This is a genomic window from Acinetobacter sp. AM, from assembly GCF_003105055.1.
Lineage (GTDB): Bacteria > Pseudomonadota > Gammaproteobacteria > Pseudomonadales > Moraxellaceae > Acinetobacter > Acinetobacter tibetensis.
Genome location: NZ_QETG01000001.1, coordinates 109,899 through 127,358, shown reverse-complemented (window position 1 = coordinate 127,358; position 17,460 = coordinate 109,899). Strand labels below are relative to the sequence as shown.

Sequence of the window (17,460 nt, the reverse complement as noted above, 5' to 3'; positions counted from 1 at the left end):
CACTGAGTAATCCAAAAAATGTCTTACCACGACTATGGCAAAGTATAATCTATAAACAACTATGCTGTGAAGATGATTCAAGTATTTAGAAAATAAATGGTCTTGAGCCTAGTGCTGCGATTTTAATATAAGAAATAGCTTTTCCAATAATTGCTAAAACGTATTAATTGAAACAAAAAAAATATTTCCCTAAAGCTGTCTAAAAAATCATGATGCCTCAAAAGTTGAGTCTATTTACGTTGTGCCGAGTATTGGTCGCAGGAGAGCTTTTCATGAGTGGAAAAATTGATGTGCGTGAAATCGACGCTTTGGTCGATGCACAAAATGGACGTATCTCGCCATCCATCTATACCGATCCAAATTTATACGAATTAGAACTGGAACGTGTATTTGGGCGTACATGGTTATTCCTATGTCATGAGAGCCAAATTCCAAAGGCAGGCGATTTTTTTAATACCTACATGGGTGAAGACCCGATTATTGTGGTACGTCAAAAAGATGGCTCAATCAAGGCACTTTTAAACCAGTGCCGTCACCGTTCTATGCGCGTTAGCTTTGCTGACTGTGGAAATACCCGTGCCTTTACCTGTCCATACCATGGCTGGTCTTACGGGGTGGATGGTTCACTGAAAGATATTCCATTAGAAGATCGTGCTTTCCCGCAAGGTGCCTGCAAAGAAAAATGGGGTCTGATTGAAGTGAATCGTGTTGAGTCTTACAAAGGCTTGATCTTCGGTTGTTGGGATGAGTCTACCCCAGACCTCATTGAATACATGGGCGACATCGCTTGGTATTTAGATGGTGTGGTCGATCGCCGTCCGGGCGGAACAGAAATCATTGGTGGGGTACATAAGTGGGAAATCGAGTGTAACTGGAAATTTGCTGCGGAACAGTTCGCATCAGATCAGTACCATGCTTTGTTCTCTCATGCGTCTGCCATCCAAGTGTTGGGTGCAAAACCAGATGATGATTCTTCTAAAAAATTAGGTGCAGCACAAACTGCACGACCAGTATGGGAAACGGCTAAAGACGCGATCCAGTACGGTTCACGTGGTCATGGTTCAGGTTTCTTCTTTACTGAAAAACCAGACGCTAACGTGTGGGTAGACGGTGAAGTTGCCAACTACTTCCGTGAAACGTATGAAGAAGTCAAAGAACGTTTGGGTGAAACGCGCGCATTGCGTCTTGCGGGTCACAACAACATGTTCCCAACCATGTCTTGGTTAAACGGTACTGCAACACTTCGCGTATGGCACCCACGTGGTCCAAACAAAACTGAAGTCTGGGCATTCTGTATTGCCGATGCTGAAGCGTCGCAAGAAGTGAAAGAAGCTTTTGAGCGTTCTGCAACGCGTGCCTTTGGCCCTGCCGGTTTCCTAGAGCAAGATGACTCTGAGAACTGGATTGAGATTCAAAAAGTATTACGTGGCTATAAAGCGCGTAATAACCCACTCATTATGGAAATGGGCTTGGGGAATGAGAAAAAACGTGAAGATGGTATTCCTGGCATTACCAACTACATTTTCTCTGAAACTGCGGCACGTGCTTTATACCGTCGTTGGGCAGATTTGTTGATTCATGACACATGGGAAGAGGTTGAAAAAGCCGCTGAGCAATATGAGAAGGAGCTAATGAAATGAGTCAGATCAGTTTAGAACTTCATCATCAAATTAGTCAGTTTCTCTATCGTGAAGGCAAAGCGCTAGACGATTGGAAATTCCGCGATTGGTTGGATATGTTGGCGGACGATATTTCTTATACGCTGCGCACGACACCGAATGCACAAACCCGTGACCGCCGCCGTTCAGTTGAACCGCCAACGACTTGGGTATTTAACGATACCAAAGATCTTTTAGAGCGTCGTGTTGCGCGTCTTGAAACTGGTATGGCTTGGGCTGAAGAGCCGCCATCACGTACCACTCACATGGTGAGCAACGTGATTGTAGAGCCGACTGAAGTTGAAGGCGAATACGACGTGTACGTAACTTATTTGTTATACCGTACGCAAAAAGAGAAAGACGTAACGATTTACTGTGGTAAGCGTCACGACAAGATCCGTAAAGTTGGAAGTGATCTGGGCTTCCAAATCTTCAACCGTAAAATTACGTTAGATCAAGTGACTTATAACTCACATAACCTGAGTGTATTCTTCTAATGAATAAGATTTTTGTTTGCCAAGTTGACGAATTAGACGAAGGCGAAGCGCTAAAAGTAGATTGCGGCGTGAACGGTATTGAAGCGCTTGCAGTGTTCAACAATGGCGGAGAATTCTTCGCCATGAATGACCGTTGTTCACATGGTAATGCTTCTATGTCTGAAGGTTATCTTGAAGATGATGGTACGGTTGAATGCCCATTGCATTCAGCACGTTTCTGCTTGAAAACAGGTGACGCTTTATGTCTACCTGCAACTGATCCAATCAAAACTTTCCCTGTGATTGTTGAAGATGGTCAATTGTTCGTAGAGATGGCAGGAGAGTAATCATGGGTTGGCTACAAGGCGAAGTTGCACTGATTACTGGTGGTGGTTCAGGTCTGGGTTGGGCTTTGGTTGAGCGTTTCTTGGAAGAGGGCGCACAAGTTGCGGTTCTTCAACGTTCAAAAGCAAAAGTGGATGCCTTGAACGAACACTTCGGTGGTAAAGTTCTTGCGATTGAAGGTGATGTAGCCAGCTATGCAGACAATGTCCGTGCTGTTCAAGCGACCGTTGAGCGTTTTGGCAAACTGGACTGTTTTGTCGGTAATGCCGGTATTTGGGATCATTATGCCGATATCGTCAATACATCAGGTGAGCAGTTAGAAAAAGCCTTCGATGAAATTATGGGCATTAATACCAAATCGCTCATCTTAGGTGCGAAGGCAGCACTGGATGCATTGATAGCTTCTGAAGGGTCAATCATATTTACTTTGTCTAATTCAGCCTTGTATTCGGCAGGCGGAGGCCCCGTATATACAGCCTCTAAGCATGCAGGTGTAGGCGTGATGAAAGAATTGGCCTATGAGCTTGCGCCTAAAGTACGAGTGAATGCGGTCGCGCCGTCAGGTATGAATGTCAATATCAAAGGAGCAGCGTCCTTAGGTCAAGAAAACTTGGGGCTATTGGACGCGCGTGACCCTGAAAAGATTGCCCGTGGTATGCCGCTGAATTTCTTGCCTGAACCAGAAGAAATGACAGGTTCATACGTCCTGTTGGCATCGCGTCAAAACAACCGTCCACTGACAGGTGTCTTGATCAATGCTGAATGTGGTTTGGGAATCCGTGGTTTACGCCAACCTCGTGCAGGGTTCTTTGATGAGTGACTTTGGCGTGGTGTCTTACTTTTAATTGGCCCAAATTTAAATAAGGCACGGCCACAAATAAATGCAAAAGTTTAGATGGTTTTGCGGAGGCATTTCCTTACTTTTGACGGATCAAAAGTAACAAAAATCCCTTGTTGGGTGAGAGGTTCATCCCTGAAACCTCCACCCAACGGCGACATCCATGTCGCCAACCGTGATAGTGAATAGCATCGTGAATTCTATATTTCATTTGGAGCCACTCACAATGATTTAAGCCATTTGCTAAAGACTTTACTGGGCAACTGTATTTTCAGTAGATATTTTGATTTTGGAGTCATACATGGCCGTTAAACTCATTTGTGCATCGCACAGTCCTTTAATGGAGTTCGCAACTCCGCAAGAACAGCGTAAAGAACACGTTGTACGTGAGACTTTCGCAAAGCTGTCCAAAGAAGTTAAAGCTTACGATCCGACTTTAATCATTACTTTTGGTCCAGACCACTTTAATGGTTTTTTCTATGACCTGATGCCAAGCTTCTGTGTGGGTATTCGTGCGACTGCGGCAGGCGATTGGGACTACGGCAAAGACAACGACAAAATTAATGTCCCTGAAGACACAGCGCTTAATTTGGTGCGTCGTGTACTCGATGAAGGTGTCGATGTTGCCTATTCCTACCGAATGCAAGCTGACCATGGCGTGACGCAACCACTACATTTCCTGTGTGATGGTCAATTAGATCGTTATCCAACCATTCCTATTTTTATTAATGGCGCAGCGGCACCGATGCCAACCACCAAGCGTACCGTTGCTTTGGGGCGTGCCGTTGGACAGTTTATTCAGTCCTTAAATCTTGAAAATGAACGGGTTTTAATTTTAGGAACAGGTGGACTTTCGCATGATCCTCCGACACCACAAATGGGCGCTGTACCGCCAGAAGTGGAAGAGTTTTTGATTTGTGGACGTAACCCATCCGCAGAATCACGCAATAACCGTCAAGCCAAAATTATTGCTGTGGGTCAAAAACTGGCTGCGGGCGATCAATCTGTGGCAGTGCCGCTCAATCCAGAATGGGATCGTGCATTGCTTGAAACATTGGCCAAAGCAGACTTCGCCACGATTGAAGCCATGACTGAAGCAGGCATTCGCCGTGATGGTGGGCGTGGTGGTCAGGAAGTCCGTTCTTGGATGGCGGCATTTGCAGCCTTACATGAACTTGGCGAATACGAGATGACAACGCATTGTTATGAAGACATCAGCGAGTGGATTGCGGGCTTTGGCATCGTATCGGCAGAGTTAAAAGGTTAATTACATGAGCAATATCGAAACCATCGTCATCGTCGGTGCAGGCCAAGCAGGGGCAAGCGCGATTTTAGAACTCCGTAGCAATAAATTTGCAGGCAACATTATCCTGATTGGGGATGAAGTGCATTTGCCTTATGAACGTCCACCTTTGTCTAAAGATGTGATTTTAAAGCCTGAAGAAACCAAGGTTGAGATTTTATCTGAAGAGAAATTGGCGACTTTAGGTGTAACGCATATTCGTGGCAATGGCGTAGTCAAAATCAACCCTGAGGCAAAAACCGTTGAATTGCAAAAGGGTGATGTTGTTGCTTATGACAAACTGTTGCTTGCTACAGGGGGCGCCGCGCGCCGCTTGCCGAATTTCGATGCTTTAGGTAAACACGTTTATACCCTACGTAATTTGGAAGATTCACAAGCATTGGTACCTGTGCTACAAGCAGGGCAACGTATTGTACTGATTGGCGGTGGTGTAATCGGTCTTGAGTTAGCTTCCTCTGCACGTTTTAAAGATTGCCAAGTGACCGTGATTGAAATGGGACCGATGGTGATGGGGCGTTCATCTCCGCAGATTTTGAGTGAGTTTTTATTGGCACAACAGCATCTTGCTGGTGTCGATGTCCGTCTTGCAACTTCAATTACAAACTGTCGTCTTGAGCAGAATCAGCAAGGTGAAGAAGTTGTAATCACTTTAGCGGATGGTGAAGAACTGCGTGCAGATGCGGTGATTTATGGTGTTGGCATTGTCCCAAATGCACAGCTTGCAATAGATGCAGGCTTGGCGGTGGATGTTGCGATTCAGGTGAATCAAAACTGTCAAACTTCACATCCCGATATTTATGCCGCCGGTGATGTTGCGACACAGTTACGTGCGGATGGGCAGTATCGTCGTGTGGAAACATGGGAAAATGCCAATCTGCAAGCAGGAATTTTTGCGCGTCATATTCTGGGTATTGAACATCCGACTCCTAATCCTGCATGGTTTTGGACGGATCAGCTTGATATTAACTATCAGTTTGTCGGTGATATGGCTGCTGCAGAGTGGATTGTTCGTGGTGTAATTCGGCCTGAACTTCGTGCAGCCTCTTCATTTGTTCTGTTCGGTGTAACCGACGGCATTATTGTGGGAGGGATCACAGTCAATGCAGCCAAGGAGATGCGTCACTTGAAAAAGTTAATTGCTAAAAGTGCAGCATTTGAAGCCGAAAAGCATTTAGATCTTGCTTTAGATTTACGTAAGATTGCTTAAGATTTGAGTTTACAACCTTGGCAGACTGAGTTTAATTCGAGTCTGCCGCTTTTTTATTCCCATCAAATTTTAGTATGACCACTCGCGTTGTTATGCCATCTGATTTCATAGAAGTCTAAAGTTTATATTTTGTTGTTTGGCTTGAATTAGCCAATAGAGTATCTACAATAAGAAACACGCCAATCTCGACATTCATGTTATTGCATTGAATGTGACGTTTCTTTTAGATAATGATATTACATGAAGCAGAACTTAGAACAACAGCATTTCCAGATTAAAACCCAAGAGTGTTGGTCACATACTTGGCGTAAACCTTCTTTTCAGTATCTTGAATCTGCTCACTTTAATGGTACGCGATTTTTGAATCCGCTTCATGCACCAGAGGGGCGTAGCCATTTTGACTTGTTTAAATGGTTGTTAAAACGCAAGTCATCGACTTGGGACAAAGAAACCCCATCAGATGTTGCTTCTGCGACTCCACGTGTATTGCCACAAAATCGTCCGAATGCAGCACTGAATAATTGGCAAGTCTGGTTTGTGGGGCATGCCACAGTTCTGTTACAGATAGGTCCTTATAATTTTTTAACGGATCCTGTTTGGGCGGAATTTGTGAGTCCAAAACAGGGACGTGGTCCTAAGCGTTTTTGTCCCGCAGGCATTGCCTTAGAGGAATTACCGACCATTCATGCTGTTTTGCTTAGCCATAATCATTATGATCATATGGATTTGGCTAGCCTGAACTGGTTGCATGATAAATTTGCCATGCCAATTTATACGGGTTTAGGTAATGGCTGGTACTTACCTAAAAGTATGCATGTGCTTGAATTGGATTGGTGGCAATCTGCACAGTTTCATGAACTCGAATTTATTTATACGCCTGCACAGCATGGTTCAGGTCGTGGTGTACGTGATCAGAATATGGCGCTTTGGGGTGGTTTTGCGGTTAAACAGGGGCATGAATATACTTTCTTTGCAGGCGATACAGGCTATTCACCGCATTTTAAGGAAATTCATACCCGTTTGGGGCCTCCACGCATTGCCTTATTGCCGATTGGTGCTTATGAGCCACGTGAGCTGATGCGTTATATGCATATGAATCCTGAAGATGCATTTCAGGCACATAAAGATTTGCATGCCAAATGTTCATTGGCTATTCATTACCGTAGCTATCAATTGACCGATGAAGCACGCGAGCAACCTGAACATGATTTACATGTAGCGATGCGCGGTTCGTCAAAATTAATGAATCCGTTTTATTGCATTCGTGAAGGTAAGCGTTTAATTGTTTAATATTGACGTTGAATGTTGTTCATTATGCGTTTCTTTCTGGATATTTTAAAAGGCGAATCGCGGTTAAAGACAAAGCCATCATCGCGATATTCATGACAAATGGATTAAAGGCTTGGGTGAAATAGTGTGGGTCGACGAGCAAAATTAAAAAGCTTAATCCGAGCATGCCGACAATATTGAGGTAATGGAGCGCTAAGGTTTTATAACCTGTTAAAAATAATGCTCCGAAGATGATTTCGATTGCGCCCGAATATTGCATAAGGCTCAGTGCAGTATGTTCATTGAATCCCTGTAACATCCAAATACGGCGTTCATCATCGGCTTGAAATAGAATCTTAGGAATTAGACCTTGATAAATCCAAAGGATTGCTAGGCTCATATGAATGGTTTGAAGCATTTTTTTATGGAGTCGTTGAGTATTCACGGATGACCTGTTCTAAAAAATGATGCTTATTTTCTTGGGATGGCATGAGGCAATTATCGGTTTTACCAAAAAGGGTATAGCGATTGAGTGCAACACGACGATAAAGAAAATCTCGAAATGGTCGGGGAATAAGATAACCCATTTTCATCAGAGAGAAAGGTAGACCGAGCCGAGCCAGAACTTTGAATAAGGCGGTAGATTCTGTAAATAACTGTCCATCTATAATCACAACCATGGTGGTGTAATGCGTGGTCGACAGACCATAATATTCAAGAATTTTTTCTCCCAAAGGGGACTGTGCTGAAGCGAGTTTGAATTGAGCCTGCGGATCATGTTGGATGAGAAAACGTGCCCAACCATTACAGATGACACAAATCGCATCAAATAAGATGATGTCGTACTGTTGAATGATGTGATCGAGATCATTCTGCATTTATTATGTTCTAAAGTCTTCATCTGTTCAAAATAGCAGAATTTATCTATCACATATAGTTTATATTTTATCCAGAATCATGCTGTTTGAAATGCTAAACAGTATGAGTGTTGTGAAGCCCGTAGACATAAAATGTGTGTCCACAACCCTTTAAAAATCTTTTTTTCTTCAATGCTTATATAGAAGAATTCGATTGTTTTGATTAGTAAATACCGCTTTAGCTTGTCTAAAAAAAAGGCTATGTTGATAGTCGAACACTACTTTTACACGGTTCAATAATAAACATTGAAAGACTTGAGTCTGGAGACATAACATGGACAATAATTCGCAAGCCTCGTCAGGTAAGTGCCCATTTTCACATGGTGCAAATACCTCCGCTGCCAGCTCAAATAGCGATTGGTGGCCAAATTCACTTAATTTAGACATCCTTTCACAACACGACACCAAAACCAATCCCCTCGATCCTGACTTTAATTATGCCGAAGCCTTCAAATCGCTCGATTTAGACGCCGTTAAACAAGATATTCGGGACTTAATTAACAGCAGCCAAGACTGGTGGCCGTCGGATTATGGTAGCTACATCGGGATGTTTGTACGTACTGCATGGCATTTGGCGGGTTCATACCGTAAGCAAGATGGTCGAGGTGGTGCAAATACAGGTAACCAGCGTTTTGCTCCACTCAACAGTTGGCCAGATAACGTCAATACCGATAAAGGCCGTCGTTTACTTTGGCCGATTAAGAAAAAATACGGCAACAAACTGTCATGGGGGGATTTAATTGTCCTTGCAGGGACTGTGGCGTATGACGTTGCTGGATTAAAGACGTTTGGTTTCGGAGGGGGGCGAGTTGATATTTGGCATCCAGAAAAAGACATTTACTGGGGAGAAGAGCATCAATGGTTGGCACCAACCGCCAACCGCTATGGCAGTGATCAAGACCGTCAATCACTGGAAAATCCTTTGGCTGCGGTACAAATGGGCTTGATCTATGTAAACCCTGAAGGGGTTGATGGTGTGCAAGATCCATTGCGTACAGCACAAGACATGCGCGTGACCTTTGACCGTATGGGAATGGATGATGAAGAAACTGTGGCATTGACCGCAGGTGGTCATACTGTCGGTAAAGCGCACGGTAATGGTAAAGCTGAATTATTGGGTAAAGATGTTGAAAGTGCAGATGTTGAATTCCAGGGTCTAGGTTGGCATAACCCAGAAGGGACAGGCAACGGCCCTAATACCATGGTCAGTGGCTTAGAAGGTGCTTGGACTACACACCCAACCAAGTGGGATAACGAGTTCTTCTATTTGCTGTTCACCTATGAGTGGGAAAAAACCACCAGTCCTGCGGGCGCTAAGCAATGGGAACCAATTAACATCAAAGAGGAAGACAAGCCTGTCGATGCACATAACCCGAATGTGCGTCGTAATCCAATGATGACCGATGCCGACATGGCACTGAAAATGGATCCTGAATACCGTAAAATTTCAGAGCGTTTTTATCAAGATCCTGCTTATTTGGCGGAAGTTTTTGCACGTGCTTGGTACAAATTGACACACCGTGATATGGGGCCAAAATCACGTTATTTAGGGGCTGATGTACCTGCAGAAGATTTAATTTGGCAAGACCCAATCCCGACTGTGGATTACACTCTATCTGAAGCAGAAATTGATGAATTGAAAGAAAAACTCATTAATAGTGGTTTATCCAGCAGTGATCTCATTACCACCGCGTGGGACAGTGCTAGAACTTATCGTGGTTCGGACTTTCGTGGTGGTGCCAATGGTGCACGTATCCGTTTATCTCCACAAAAAGACTGGATAGGCAACGAGCCTGAGCGTTTGCAACGGGTGCTCGCAAAGCTTGAAGAAATTCAGGCAGGGTTGGCGAAGAAAGTGAGTATTGCTGACCTGATTGTATTGGGTGGGAGCGCTGCGGTAGAAAAAGCAGCCCAAGCCGCAGGTGTGAATGTGAAAGTGCCATTTATTGCAGGTCGAGGAGATGCTTTACAGGAGCAAACTGACGAATATTCATTTGCTGATTTAGAGCCTACTCATGATGGCTATCGGAATTGGTTAAAGCAAGATTATGCGGTGCAACCTGAAGAAATGCTGTTAGATCGTACCCAATTAATGGGCTTAACTGCACCTGAAATGACGGTATTGATTGGGGGGATGCGTGTGCTCGACACCAACTATGGCGGTGCGAAAGAAGGCGTATTGACCGACCGTGTTGGCGTGCTCAGCAATGATTTCTTTGTCAATTTGACCGACATGAACAATACATGGAAACCTGTGGGTAAAAACCGTTATGAAATTGCTGACCGTGCTACGGGTACAGTGAAATGGACGGCAACCCGTGTAGATTTGGTGTTCGGTTCAAACTCAATTTTACGTTCTTATGCTGAGGTGTATGCGCAGGATGACAACAAAGAGAAATTTGTACATGACTTTATTGCCGCTTGGAATAAAGTGATGAATGCAGACCGTTTTGATGTGAAGTAGTTTTCGCAAAATAAAAAACCGCTCGTAAGAGCGGTTTTTTTATGGAACGATGAGTTTTCATTTAAAACTCAATGCGTTGTACACTTGGCCTTTTATATTTTAAGATATTGAAATATTTACGTTATTAACTGAATTTTGTATAAGGTGGATTATGTTGATTTTATGAAAACTTTAAAATCAAACAATAACTTATAAAAAGAATAAAGGCACAAAACTAAAAATTTAATGTGTATTTTTATAAACTGTAAAATATAATCATTATCACCAAATTTCAGTGAAATATTCCCGTGTTCAAACGTCGTTTATTACCAAGTCTACTGCCACTTGGCTGTGTAATGTCAGTCTTTGCAAGTGATCAAATCAGTGCTTTACCAACCATTAGTTTACAAGCCACTAGTACTTCTGAAGATGCTGGAAAAACCTATAAAGTAAGTACTGCCAGCTCAGCAACGCGAACTAATACCTCACTGAAAGAAACACCTCAAGCTGTGACAGTTATTCCTGAAGCTGTTTTAAAAGACATTCAAGCAACACGCTTATCTGAAGCACTTGATGTCGCTGGTGTTGGGCGGGCGAATAACTTTGGTGGACAAGGTTTAACAACCTTTACTTCGCGCGGATTTACCAGTGGCGAATATTATCGAAATGGTTTCCCAATTAACCGTGGTTATCCTAATGCGCCTGATAGCAGTACCGTGGAACGAGTTGAAGTGTTAAAAGGGGCTTCATCAAGTTTATATGGTCGTGGTGATCCTGGTGGAACATTTAACGTAGTGAGTAAAACACCGCAAACTGAACAGAAAACAACTTTAGGTTTAACTGTTGATGAAGAGGGTTTATACCGTGGCACCATAGATACCACTGGTGCTTTAACACAAGATGAAAGCCTCACCTACCGTTTAAATTTGATGGGTGAAAATGGCAATACTTATCGTGATCATGTGGATTCTAAACGTTGGAATATTGCACCTGTGCTGCAATGGACGCCTTCGGATGCTACCAAATTGACATTTGAAGCTGATTTTTTACGTAATCAGCATGCCTTGGATCGTGGCTTTACTCGTTATGATGGGCAGCAAAAAACTTCATTTGATTCATCAAACTATTGGTGGGAATCAGGTAAAGATCGCAATCGTCTATATAATAATAACGACATGCTACAGTTCCGTGTTGAACATGTGCTCAATGATGCGTGGAAATTGAATATTGGTGCTCAATATTTAAATGGGAACTTACATGGTTATGCAGTTGAAGCCAATGGAATCAAAGAGAATAGCAATGGTGAAGTGATTACCCGCAACTATAATTGGCGTAACTTAGATTGGATTGATAAAAATTTTCAAGCCAATGTCGTTGGTAATTTCAATCTATTCAATTTACAACATACCTTAATCTCAGGGATTGAGCTTGAAGATTACGATTATAAATCCTATATCATCCGTTCAAGAGATAGTTTTGATTTAAACATCAACCAACCCTACAACACACAACCATTGCCAGAATTGGTTAACGTGACCACGAATGACCGTGAGCAACTGAAAAGCCAAGCCTTTTTTGTCCAAGATCAAATTCGCATCACGGATCATTTAAATACTTTAATTGCGATGCGCTTTGAAAACTATAAGCAAGATTATAGTAATTTCGTCAATAGTACTTCATGGTCTACGGACACTAATGCATTTATTCCACGTATTGGTTTGACCTATGATCTAACGGATCAATTTATGGTTTACAGTAATATCAGTAAATCATTTAAACCGAACCCGGGAGCAGATCGTAACAATCAAGGCTTCGATCCAGAAGAAGGCATTTCTTACGAAATCGGCTCAAAGTATGCCTTATGGGATAATCAACTTTCTTTTGATACCGCAATCTATTATGTAAAGAAAGAAAATGTATTGACTCTAGACCCATTAGATTCAACCAAGAGCGTTGCCGCAGGAGAGGTGACGAGTAAGGGGGTAGATTTAAGTCTCGTAGGTAATATTACATCTGCATGGAAAATTATTGGTAATTACTCTTATGTCGATGCGGCTGTGAGTAAAGATAATTCTTTGGCAAAAGGCACCCGTTTAGCCAATATTCCTCAAGATTCATTTAATTTACTCAGTATTTACGAGTTTAAATCAGGTGCATTGAATGGCTTAGGGCTTGGAGTGAATCAACGTTATGTGGGGAGCCGTAAAGGCCAAACTGCCAATGGCTCTTATGACATGGGCAGTTATGCAACAACAGATTTGATTTCTTATTATGATTGGAACAAAGATGTACGCTTAAGTTTTGATATTAAAAATATTTTTAATAAAGAATATGATGACAGTGCTTTCAACCGTTATGTCTATCCAGGACAACCACGAACTGCAAAGTTAGGCATCACCTATAATTTCTAACTTTAAAGGAAGCCAGCATTAATGCTGGCTTTTTAATAATTTCTCAAAAGTTATCATTTTCTTATTTACTCCTATTTTTTTATCTATTTAACCCCAATCCTGTTTAAGTCAATGATTCTATAATTTGAATGGTTGGTTTATTTCGGTGATTTAATTGGGATGTACATAACGAGGCATAGATGTCACTTAAGAACTCTGGAATACTTCGAGCCTTACTCATCTGATTTATGGCATTGGATGCATTGATCACAGATTTCTTGCAAGACCGACAATTATTTAAGTTCTTTATCCGACATAGACACCAACATATCAAACAGTCCGCTAAGAAAATCGAAAATGAATATATTCTAAAAGCGGACATTTCTACTTGGGAATAACAATTACCTTTCGTATACGGTGTATTATGCTAATTTTAGATTTTATTTAATATATGGTATGAAATGATTGAAGATATTAGATACTTAATAGTTTTTGCCAAAATTGCTGAAATAGGCTCTATTAGCAAAGGGGCTAAAGCGATTGGCTTATCTTGTGCAACCGCTAGTCAACACCTTACAAAATTAGAAAAAAATTTGGGGTGTGCTTTGTTCTATAGAAATACTCGAAAAATAACTCTCACTCATGATGGAGAAAAGCTTTTAGAAACAGCTAAATCCATATTAGACACCTATGAGCAAGGTATTAATGGTTTAAGAAAAAGCTCAATCATCGGGAATAAAAAATTAAATATCTCTATTCCTGCTATTTTTATCCATGGGGAATTTATGAATCATATTACTGATTTTATAAAAGATTTTCCTGATTTAATATTAAATATTACGTGTGATGATGAAAAAAATGACATTGTTTTTGAAAATATAGATGTAGCTTTTAGAATAGGAGAGCCTTTGGATAGCGCTCTAAAAGCTAAGTATTTGTTTGATCTACCAAGAAGTATTGTTGCGACAAAAAACTTTCTTAAGACCTACGGTGAACCGAAAACACCCTATGACTTAGAAGCAATGAAATGGATTGGTCTAAGTATGCGTCCACATTCAAGAATATTGAAAAACAACGAGAATGGAGAAGAAATAAAAATTTCCTATAATCCAAATATTTGTGTAAATAATGTAGAAGCTTCTTATCAGCTAGCAAAACTTGATGCTGGCTTGGCTGCTCCTCCTGATTATTTAATTAAAAATGACATTGTTAAGGGGGATATTGTAAAAGTTTTACCTCAATGGGAACTACAACCTTTAAATGTATATGCGATTTGGCCAGCCAATTTACCCATCAATAGTATTGCCTATTCGTTAATTAATAAAATTTATAGTTCATTTAATAATGAAAAGATTAAATATCATATATATAGAAAGGAAGATTAAGGAAAAACCCATTAATCTATTGAAGAATAAAATACGTTGACTATTGCTCAATACAATAGATAATTTTCCTCCTAAAGCCCCCCATAAAGCTAAAGATAAATAACAAATTAGAAAGTAAATACAGATAAATACTGTAAGTGGAGTGTTAGTATGTGGTACTGAAAATAAAGCAACACCTGAAGCACACGCAATCCATGCTTTAGGATTCAACCACTGCAACAAGAATCCATCTATAAAATTAGGGATAGAGCTATTATGATTGACTTCAATTTCTGGTTTAGATGATAGTATTTTATAGCCTATATAAATAATAAAAGCAGATCCTAAAAACTCTAACAACTTAAAGATGATAGGGTAAGCATTTATAATTTTAGAAAAACCGAATCCTACGGAGATTAAAAGCAATACAAACCCAATAGTAGCTCCTGATATAAAAGGAAATGTTTTAATAAAACCATGATTTAAACTCGTTGACAGTATTGTTATATTTACTGGACCAGGCGAAATAGACATACTCAGAGAGAACATGAACATGCTTAAAATTATTGCGAATGACATCTTTACGATCAATTTATAAATATCTATGTAGCTCAAGATTACTATCATAAAACATATAGAATTAGCCCATTTTTATCAAAAACAGTTTTAGAAATTTCCACTATTTAAAATAATGACCACCCCGAAGCACACATATATATTTATTTTAATATCAGATACTTATAAATATAAATACGACTAAAAGTTCACAAAATACCAACTCTGAAACAAGTCGGCTTTTTTGCAACTAGTTCAGTTCTGTTTGGCCAATTTAAGATGATTACTTTTCTTATAAGTTATTGTTTTTATTTTGAATTAATCTTCTCTAAACTTTGAAGAATATCTCTCTCCAACATGATCCATTCTATAAATTCAGGCTCGACCAACAAGGTCTGTGACACAAAGCCATAACAGACCCGTTGCACATTTAAACTGATGTGCTGGAGTTGTTCTGCATCATCAATATAAGGCTTAAGGATGCTGTGCCACATCTGTACCATCATGGCATAACTTTTACGGTAACTTTCAATGTTCGAAACTTGCCGTTCGAGCAAAAAAGTCTGTGCCCAAAGAAACTGCCGAGCCTGAATCTGTTCAAGCTGAAAGTGGATAATCTGCTGTAAATAGTCTGCAAAACTTAATTTTGTGGATAACTCCATCAGACTTTGTGCATAACTTTTGAGTAGTTCGGCATTACTTTTCAAATGTCGATGAATGGTCAATGCAACCAAATCTTCTTTCTTTGAAAAGTATTCATAAAAGGTACCCAAGCCGACTCCTGCTATATCCGTAATTTCACGAATGGTGATTTCGTGCGCATGACGCTCATGTAAAAGCCGAACAAAACTTTCTTGCAAAGCTTCTTGTGTGAGCTTGGCTCTGGATTGGCGCGGTCTACGACGCACTTGGACTTCAGGATTTTTCATGGCACAAAGCTGAACATATCAAGGTCATTTTTTCTCTATACTGAAATGAAAATCGAATTAGAACAAGAGCAAAATAAAGATGATGAATACATGGACAACTCATCAAATCAGTAATCAATTTGATGAAAAGCAGGGCTATAACCTATTTAGCAGTGATCAGGTTTTACAAGAAATTTTGACTCGGTATGGCAGTCAAGATCAGCCTGCGTTAACAATACTTGGGCAAGTTGCTGGCTCGGCAGAATATTACCAATATGCAGATCAAGCTAATCGGCATACCCCCATCTTACATGCCTTCGATGCACGTGGACGTCGCAAAGATTGTATTGAGTTCCATCCTGCATGGCATCAGTGGATGCAATTGAATCGAAACCATGCTGTACATGCCTATCCTTTTATTGCACTGCAATCTCAAACTGCGTGGGTGGATTGGGCAGCACGCTTTTATTTGAGTGGACAAGTCGAATGCGGCAGCTTATGTCCCACCGCGATGACACTCGGCAGTATTCCATTGCTGCAACGTGAGCCTGAACTATGGGAAAAAATCGGCACTAAGTTATTATCAACCGAATACGATGCGCGTGATGTGCCAATCAGTCAGAAAAAATCAATTTGGTTGGGTATGGGCATGACCGAAAAGCAGGGTGGTTCAGATGTGCGTGCCAATGAAACCATTGCTGTACCAGTCGCAGAGTCGGGGCGTGGTCAAGCTTATTTGCTCACAGGGCATAAGTGGTTTTTCTCTGCCCCCATGTGTGATGCACATTTGGTGGTGGCACAAACCGAGCAGGATGGTTTGGCCTGTTTCTTTGTACCGCGTTGGCTAGAAGATGGCAGTAAAAATACCGTACAGATTCAACGCCTAAAAGAAAAAGTAGGGAACCGCAGTAATTCCAGTTCCGAAGTCGAATTTAAAGAGGCTTGGGGCATTATGATTGGAGAAGTAGGACGCGGTATTCCCACCATTATTGAAATGGCAAATTACACCCGACTCACTTGTTCGGTAGGTAGCAGCGCTATGCTGCGACAAGCTTTAGTGCAATGCCTTGCTTATACCCGACAGCGTAAGGCTTTTGGAAAACATTTGTCTGAACAACCGCTGATGCAAGCCGTTTTGGTGGATTTGGCTTTGGAAACCGAAGCCGCAGTACAACTCAGCTTCCATTTGGCACATTGCTATGAGCAAGAAGATGTTTTATCTGTGGCATGGAAACGCATTATGACCCCAGCGTCGAAGTTCTGGATTTGTAAACGCGCGGTGGAGCTAACAGGCGAAATGATGGAAGTCTTTGGGGGTAACGGTTATGTTGATGCAGGGATTATGGCGAGAATTTTTAAAGAAGTGCCTGTGAATACCATTTGGGAAGGTTCAGGTAATGTGATGTGTTTAGATGTGCTTCGTGCGATTCAACGAGAGCCAGAATCCATGCAGGTATTGTTGCAGTCTTTTGCCGATGTAGCCCAGCAACAGCCATTATTACAAGCAGAACTGCAACAATTGCTACAGTTATTTCAGCAAGCGCCTGAGCAACGCCAGTTTATGGCACGAAGCTTAGTCAGTCGGTTGGTGATTTTGGCACAAGCTAGTTTATTACAACAATATGCCCCTGCATTCATTGCAGATGCATTTATTCAATCCCGTTATCAGGCGTTCCATGGTCGTGTTGTGGGGATACTTAAAGTACAACAGCAAAATGTCGAGAAAATATTGGCTCGAGTCTTAGCGGTATAAAATATTGTTTTTTGAACAAAATACCATAAATTAG

15 protein-coding genes and 1 pseudogene are annotated in these 17,460 nt (G+C 41.3%); 11 read left to right on the top strand and 5 right to left on the bottom strand.

All coding sequences use genetic code 11. From position 1 onward, the window contains the following. The first annotated feature begins 272 nt into the window (after positions 1–272). The 7 genes from hcaE (at position 273) to DCO44_RS00565 (ending at position 7,117) form a co-directional block, all read left to right on the top strand. Positions 273–1,640: a 3-phenylpropionate/cinnamic acid dioxygenase subunit alpha gene (hcaE, locus tag DCO44_RS00595; protein ID WP_116758694.1), complete on the top strand. Its 1,368-nt coding sequence runs from the start codon at positions 273–275 to the stop codon at positions 1,638–1,640. Then, complete coding sequence (gene hcaF, locus DCO44_RS00590) at positions 1,637–2,155, top strand: 3-phenylpropionate/cinnamic acid dioxygenase subunit beta (RefSeq protein ID WP_116758693.1); 519 nt, start codon at positions 1,637–1,639, stop codon at positions 2,153–2,155. Before hcaE ends, hcaF begins: the two co-directional genes overlap by 4 nt. Further along, positions 2,155–2,481, top strand: a complete 327-nt coding sequence (gene hcaC, locus DCO44_RS00585; protein WP_116758692.1) for a 3-phenylpropionate/cinnamic acid dioxygenase ferredoxin subunit — start codon at positions 2,155–2,157, stop codon at positions 2,479–2,481. Before hcaF ends, hcaC begins: the two co-directional genes overlap by 1 nt. A 2-nt stretch (positions 2,482–2,483) precedes the next feature. Continuing rightward, complete coding sequence (hcaB, locus tag DCO44_RS00580) at positions 2,484–3,299, top strand: 3-phenylpropionate-dihydrodiol/cinnamic acid-dihydrodiol dehydrogenase (protein ID WP_116758691.1); 816 nt, start codon at positions 2,484–2,486, stop codon at positions 3,297–3,299. 319 nt (positions 3,300–3,618) lie between these two features. Beyond that, positions 3,619–4,584 (top strand): 3-carboxyethylcatechol 2,3-dioxygenase, encoded by a 966-nt coding sequence (locus tag DCO44_RS00575; protein WP_116758690.1) that lies wholly within the window; start codon positions 3,619–3,621, stop codon positions 4,582–4,584. A gap of 4 nt (positions 4,585–4,588) precedes the next feature. Beyond that, positions 4,589–5,827, top strand: coding sequence for a 3-phenylpropionate/cinnamic acid dioxygenase ferredoxin--NAD(+) reductase subunit (hcaD, locus tag DCO44_RS00570; RefSeq protein WP_116758689.1), 1,239 nt, complete (start codon positions 4,589–4,591; stop codon positions 5,825–5,827). Positions 5,828–6,067: 240 nt separating this feature from the next. Continuing rightward, positions 6,068–7,117 carry an MBL fold metallo-hydrolase gene (locus DCO44_RS00565; protein WP_116758688.1) on the top strand — a complete coding sequence of 350 codons (1,050 nt, stop codon included), beginning with the start codon at positions 6,068–6,070 and terminating at the stop codon, positions 7,115–7,117. 22 nt (positions 7,118–7,139) lie between these two features. Here the strand turns inward: DCO44_RS00565 and DCO44_RS00560 are convergent, their stop codons facing one another. Further along, positions 7,140–7,541: a DoxX-like family protein gene (locus DCO44_RS00560; protein ID WP_228157486.1), complete on the bottom strand. Its 402-nt coding sequence runs from the start codon at positions 7,539–7,541 to the stop codon at positions 7,140–7,142. Next, entirely contained in the window at positions 7,519–7,974 is a 456-nt protein-coding gene (locus DCO44_RS00555; RefSeq protein ID WP_116758687.1) for a thiol-disulfide oxidoreductase DCC family protein, read from the bottom strand. Before DCO44_RS00555 ends, DCO44_RS00560 begins: the two co-directional genes overlap by 23 nt. Before the next feature lie 313 nt (positions 7,975–8,287). Here DCO44_RS00555 and katG point away from each other — a divergent pair, with 313 nt between their 5' ends. Both katG and DCO44_RS00545 read left to right on the top strand, forming a co-directional pair. After that, the gene (gene katG, locus DCO44_RS00550) at positions 8,288–10,477 is read left to right on the top strand and encodes a catalase/peroxidase HPI (RefSeq protein WP_116758686.1); all 2,190 of its coding nucleotides are present in this window, start codon (positions 8,288–8,290) and stop codon (positions 10,475–10,477) included. A 335-nt stretch (positions 10,478–10,812) separates the two neighbouring features. Next, positions 10,813–12,867 (top strand): TonB-dependent siderophore receptor, encoded by a 2,055-nt coding sequence (locus DCO44_RS00545; RefSeq protein ID WP_171304921.1) that lies wholly within the window; start codon positions 10,813–10,815, stop codon positions 12,865–12,867. A 103-nt stretch (positions 12,868–12,970) separates the two neighbouring features. On the opposite strand, the pseudogene DCO44_RS00540 reads toward DCO44_RS00545, so the two are convergent. Further along, positions 12,971–13,084, bottom strand: a pseudogene (locus tag DCO44_RS00540) (IS982 family transposase); the annotation flags it as partial. 223 nt (positions 13,085–13,307) lie between these two features. Between DCO44_RS00540 and DCO44_RS00535 the strand changes: the two are divergent. Further along, positions 13,308–14,231: a LysR family transcriptional regulator gene (locus DCO44_RS00535; RefSeq protein WP_116758684.1), complete on the top strand. Its 924-nt coding sequence runs from the start codon at positions 13,308–13,310 to the stop codon at positions 14,229–14,231. Here the strand turns inward: DCO44_RS00535 and DCO44_RS00530 are convergent. Both DCO44_RS00530 and DCO44_RS00525 read right to left on the bottom strand, forming a co-directional pair. Continuing rightward, on the bottom strand, positions 14,181–14,789 hold the full coding sequence (locus DCO44_RS00530; RefSeq protein ID WP_116758683.1) for a LysE family translocator: 609 nt from the start codon (positions 14,787–14,789) through the stop codon (positions 14,181–14,183). The two genes, DCO44_RS00535 and DCO44_RS00530, sit on opposite strands and share 51 nt — an antisense overlap. 284 nt (positions 14,790–15,073) lie before the next feature. Continuing rightward, on the bottom strand, positions 15,074–15,694 hold the full coding sequence (locus tag DCO44_RS00525; protein WP_116758682.1) for a TetR/AcrR family transcriptional regulator: 621 nt from the start codon (positions 15,692–15,694) through the stop codon (positions 15,074–15,076). Positions 15,695–15,776: 82 nt separating this feature from the next. Between DCO44_RS00525 and DCO44_RS00520 the strand changes: the two genes are divergently transcribed. Then, positions 15,777–17,426 carry an acyl-CoA dehydrogenase family protein gene (locus DCO44_RS00520; protein ID WP_116758823.1) on the top strand — a complete coding sequence of 550 codons (1,650 nt, stop codon included), beginning with the start codon at positions 15,777–15,779 and terminating at the stop codon, positions 17,424–17,426. Positions 17,427–17,460: the final 34 nt, after the last annotated feature.

Bases quoted from the DNA above. Each gene is read 5' to 3' on its own strand.
- hcaD (WP_116758689.1), top strand. From the start codon at position 4,589: ATGAGCAATATCGAAACCATCGTCATCGTCGGTGCAGGCCAAGCAGGG.
- hcaE (WP_116758694.1), top strand. From the start codon at position 273: ATGAGTGGAAAAATTGATGTGCGTGAAATCGACGCTTTGGTCGATGCA.
- DCO44_RS00530 (WP_116758683.1), bottom strand. From the start codon at position 14,789: ATGTCATTCGCAATAATTTTAAGCATGTTCATGTTCTCTCTGAGTATG.
- hcaF (WP_116758693.1), top strand. From the start codon at position 1,637: ATGAGTCAGATCAGTTTAGAACTTCATCATCAAATTAGTCAGTTTCTC.
- DCO44_RS00545 (WP_171304921.1), top strand. From the start codon at position 10,813: ATGTCAGTCTTTGCAAGTGATCAAATCAGTGCTTTACCAACCATTAGT.
- DCO44_RS00520 (WP_116758823.1), top strand. From the start codon at position 15,777: ATGAATACATGGACAACTCATCAAATCAGTAATCAATTTGATGAAAAG.
- DCO44_RS00555 (WP_116758687.1), bottom strand. From the start codon at position 7,974: ATGCAGAATGATCTCGATCACATCATTCAACAGTACGACATCATCTTA.
- hcaC (WP_116758692.1), top strand. From the start codon at position 2,155: ATGAATAAGATTTTTGTTTGCCAAGTTGACGAATTAGACGAAGGCGAA.
- katG (WP_116758686.1), top strand. From the start codon at position 8,288: ATGGACAATAATTCGCAAGCCTCGTCAGGTAAGTGCCCATTTTCACAT.
- DCO44_RS00575 (WP_116758690.1), top strand. From the start codon at position 3,619: ATGGCCGTTAAACTCATTTGTGCATCGCACAGTCCTTTAATGGAGTTC.
- DCO44_RS00525 (WP_116758682.1), bottom strand. From the start codon at position 15,694: ATGAAAAATCCTGAAGTCCAAGTGCGTCGTAGACCGCGCCAATCCAGA.
- DCO44_RS00565 (WP_116758688.1), top strand. From the start codon at position 6,068: ATGAAGCAGAACTTAGAACAACAGCATTTCCAGATTAAAACCCAAGAG.
- DCO44_RS00535 (WP_116758684.1), top strand. From the start codon at position 13,308: ATGATTGAAGATATTAGATACTTAATAGTTTTTGCCAAAATTGCTGAA.
- hcaB (WP_116758691.1), top strand. From the start codon at position 2,484: ATGGGTTGGCTACAAGGCGAAGTTGCACTGATTACTGGTGGTGGTTCA.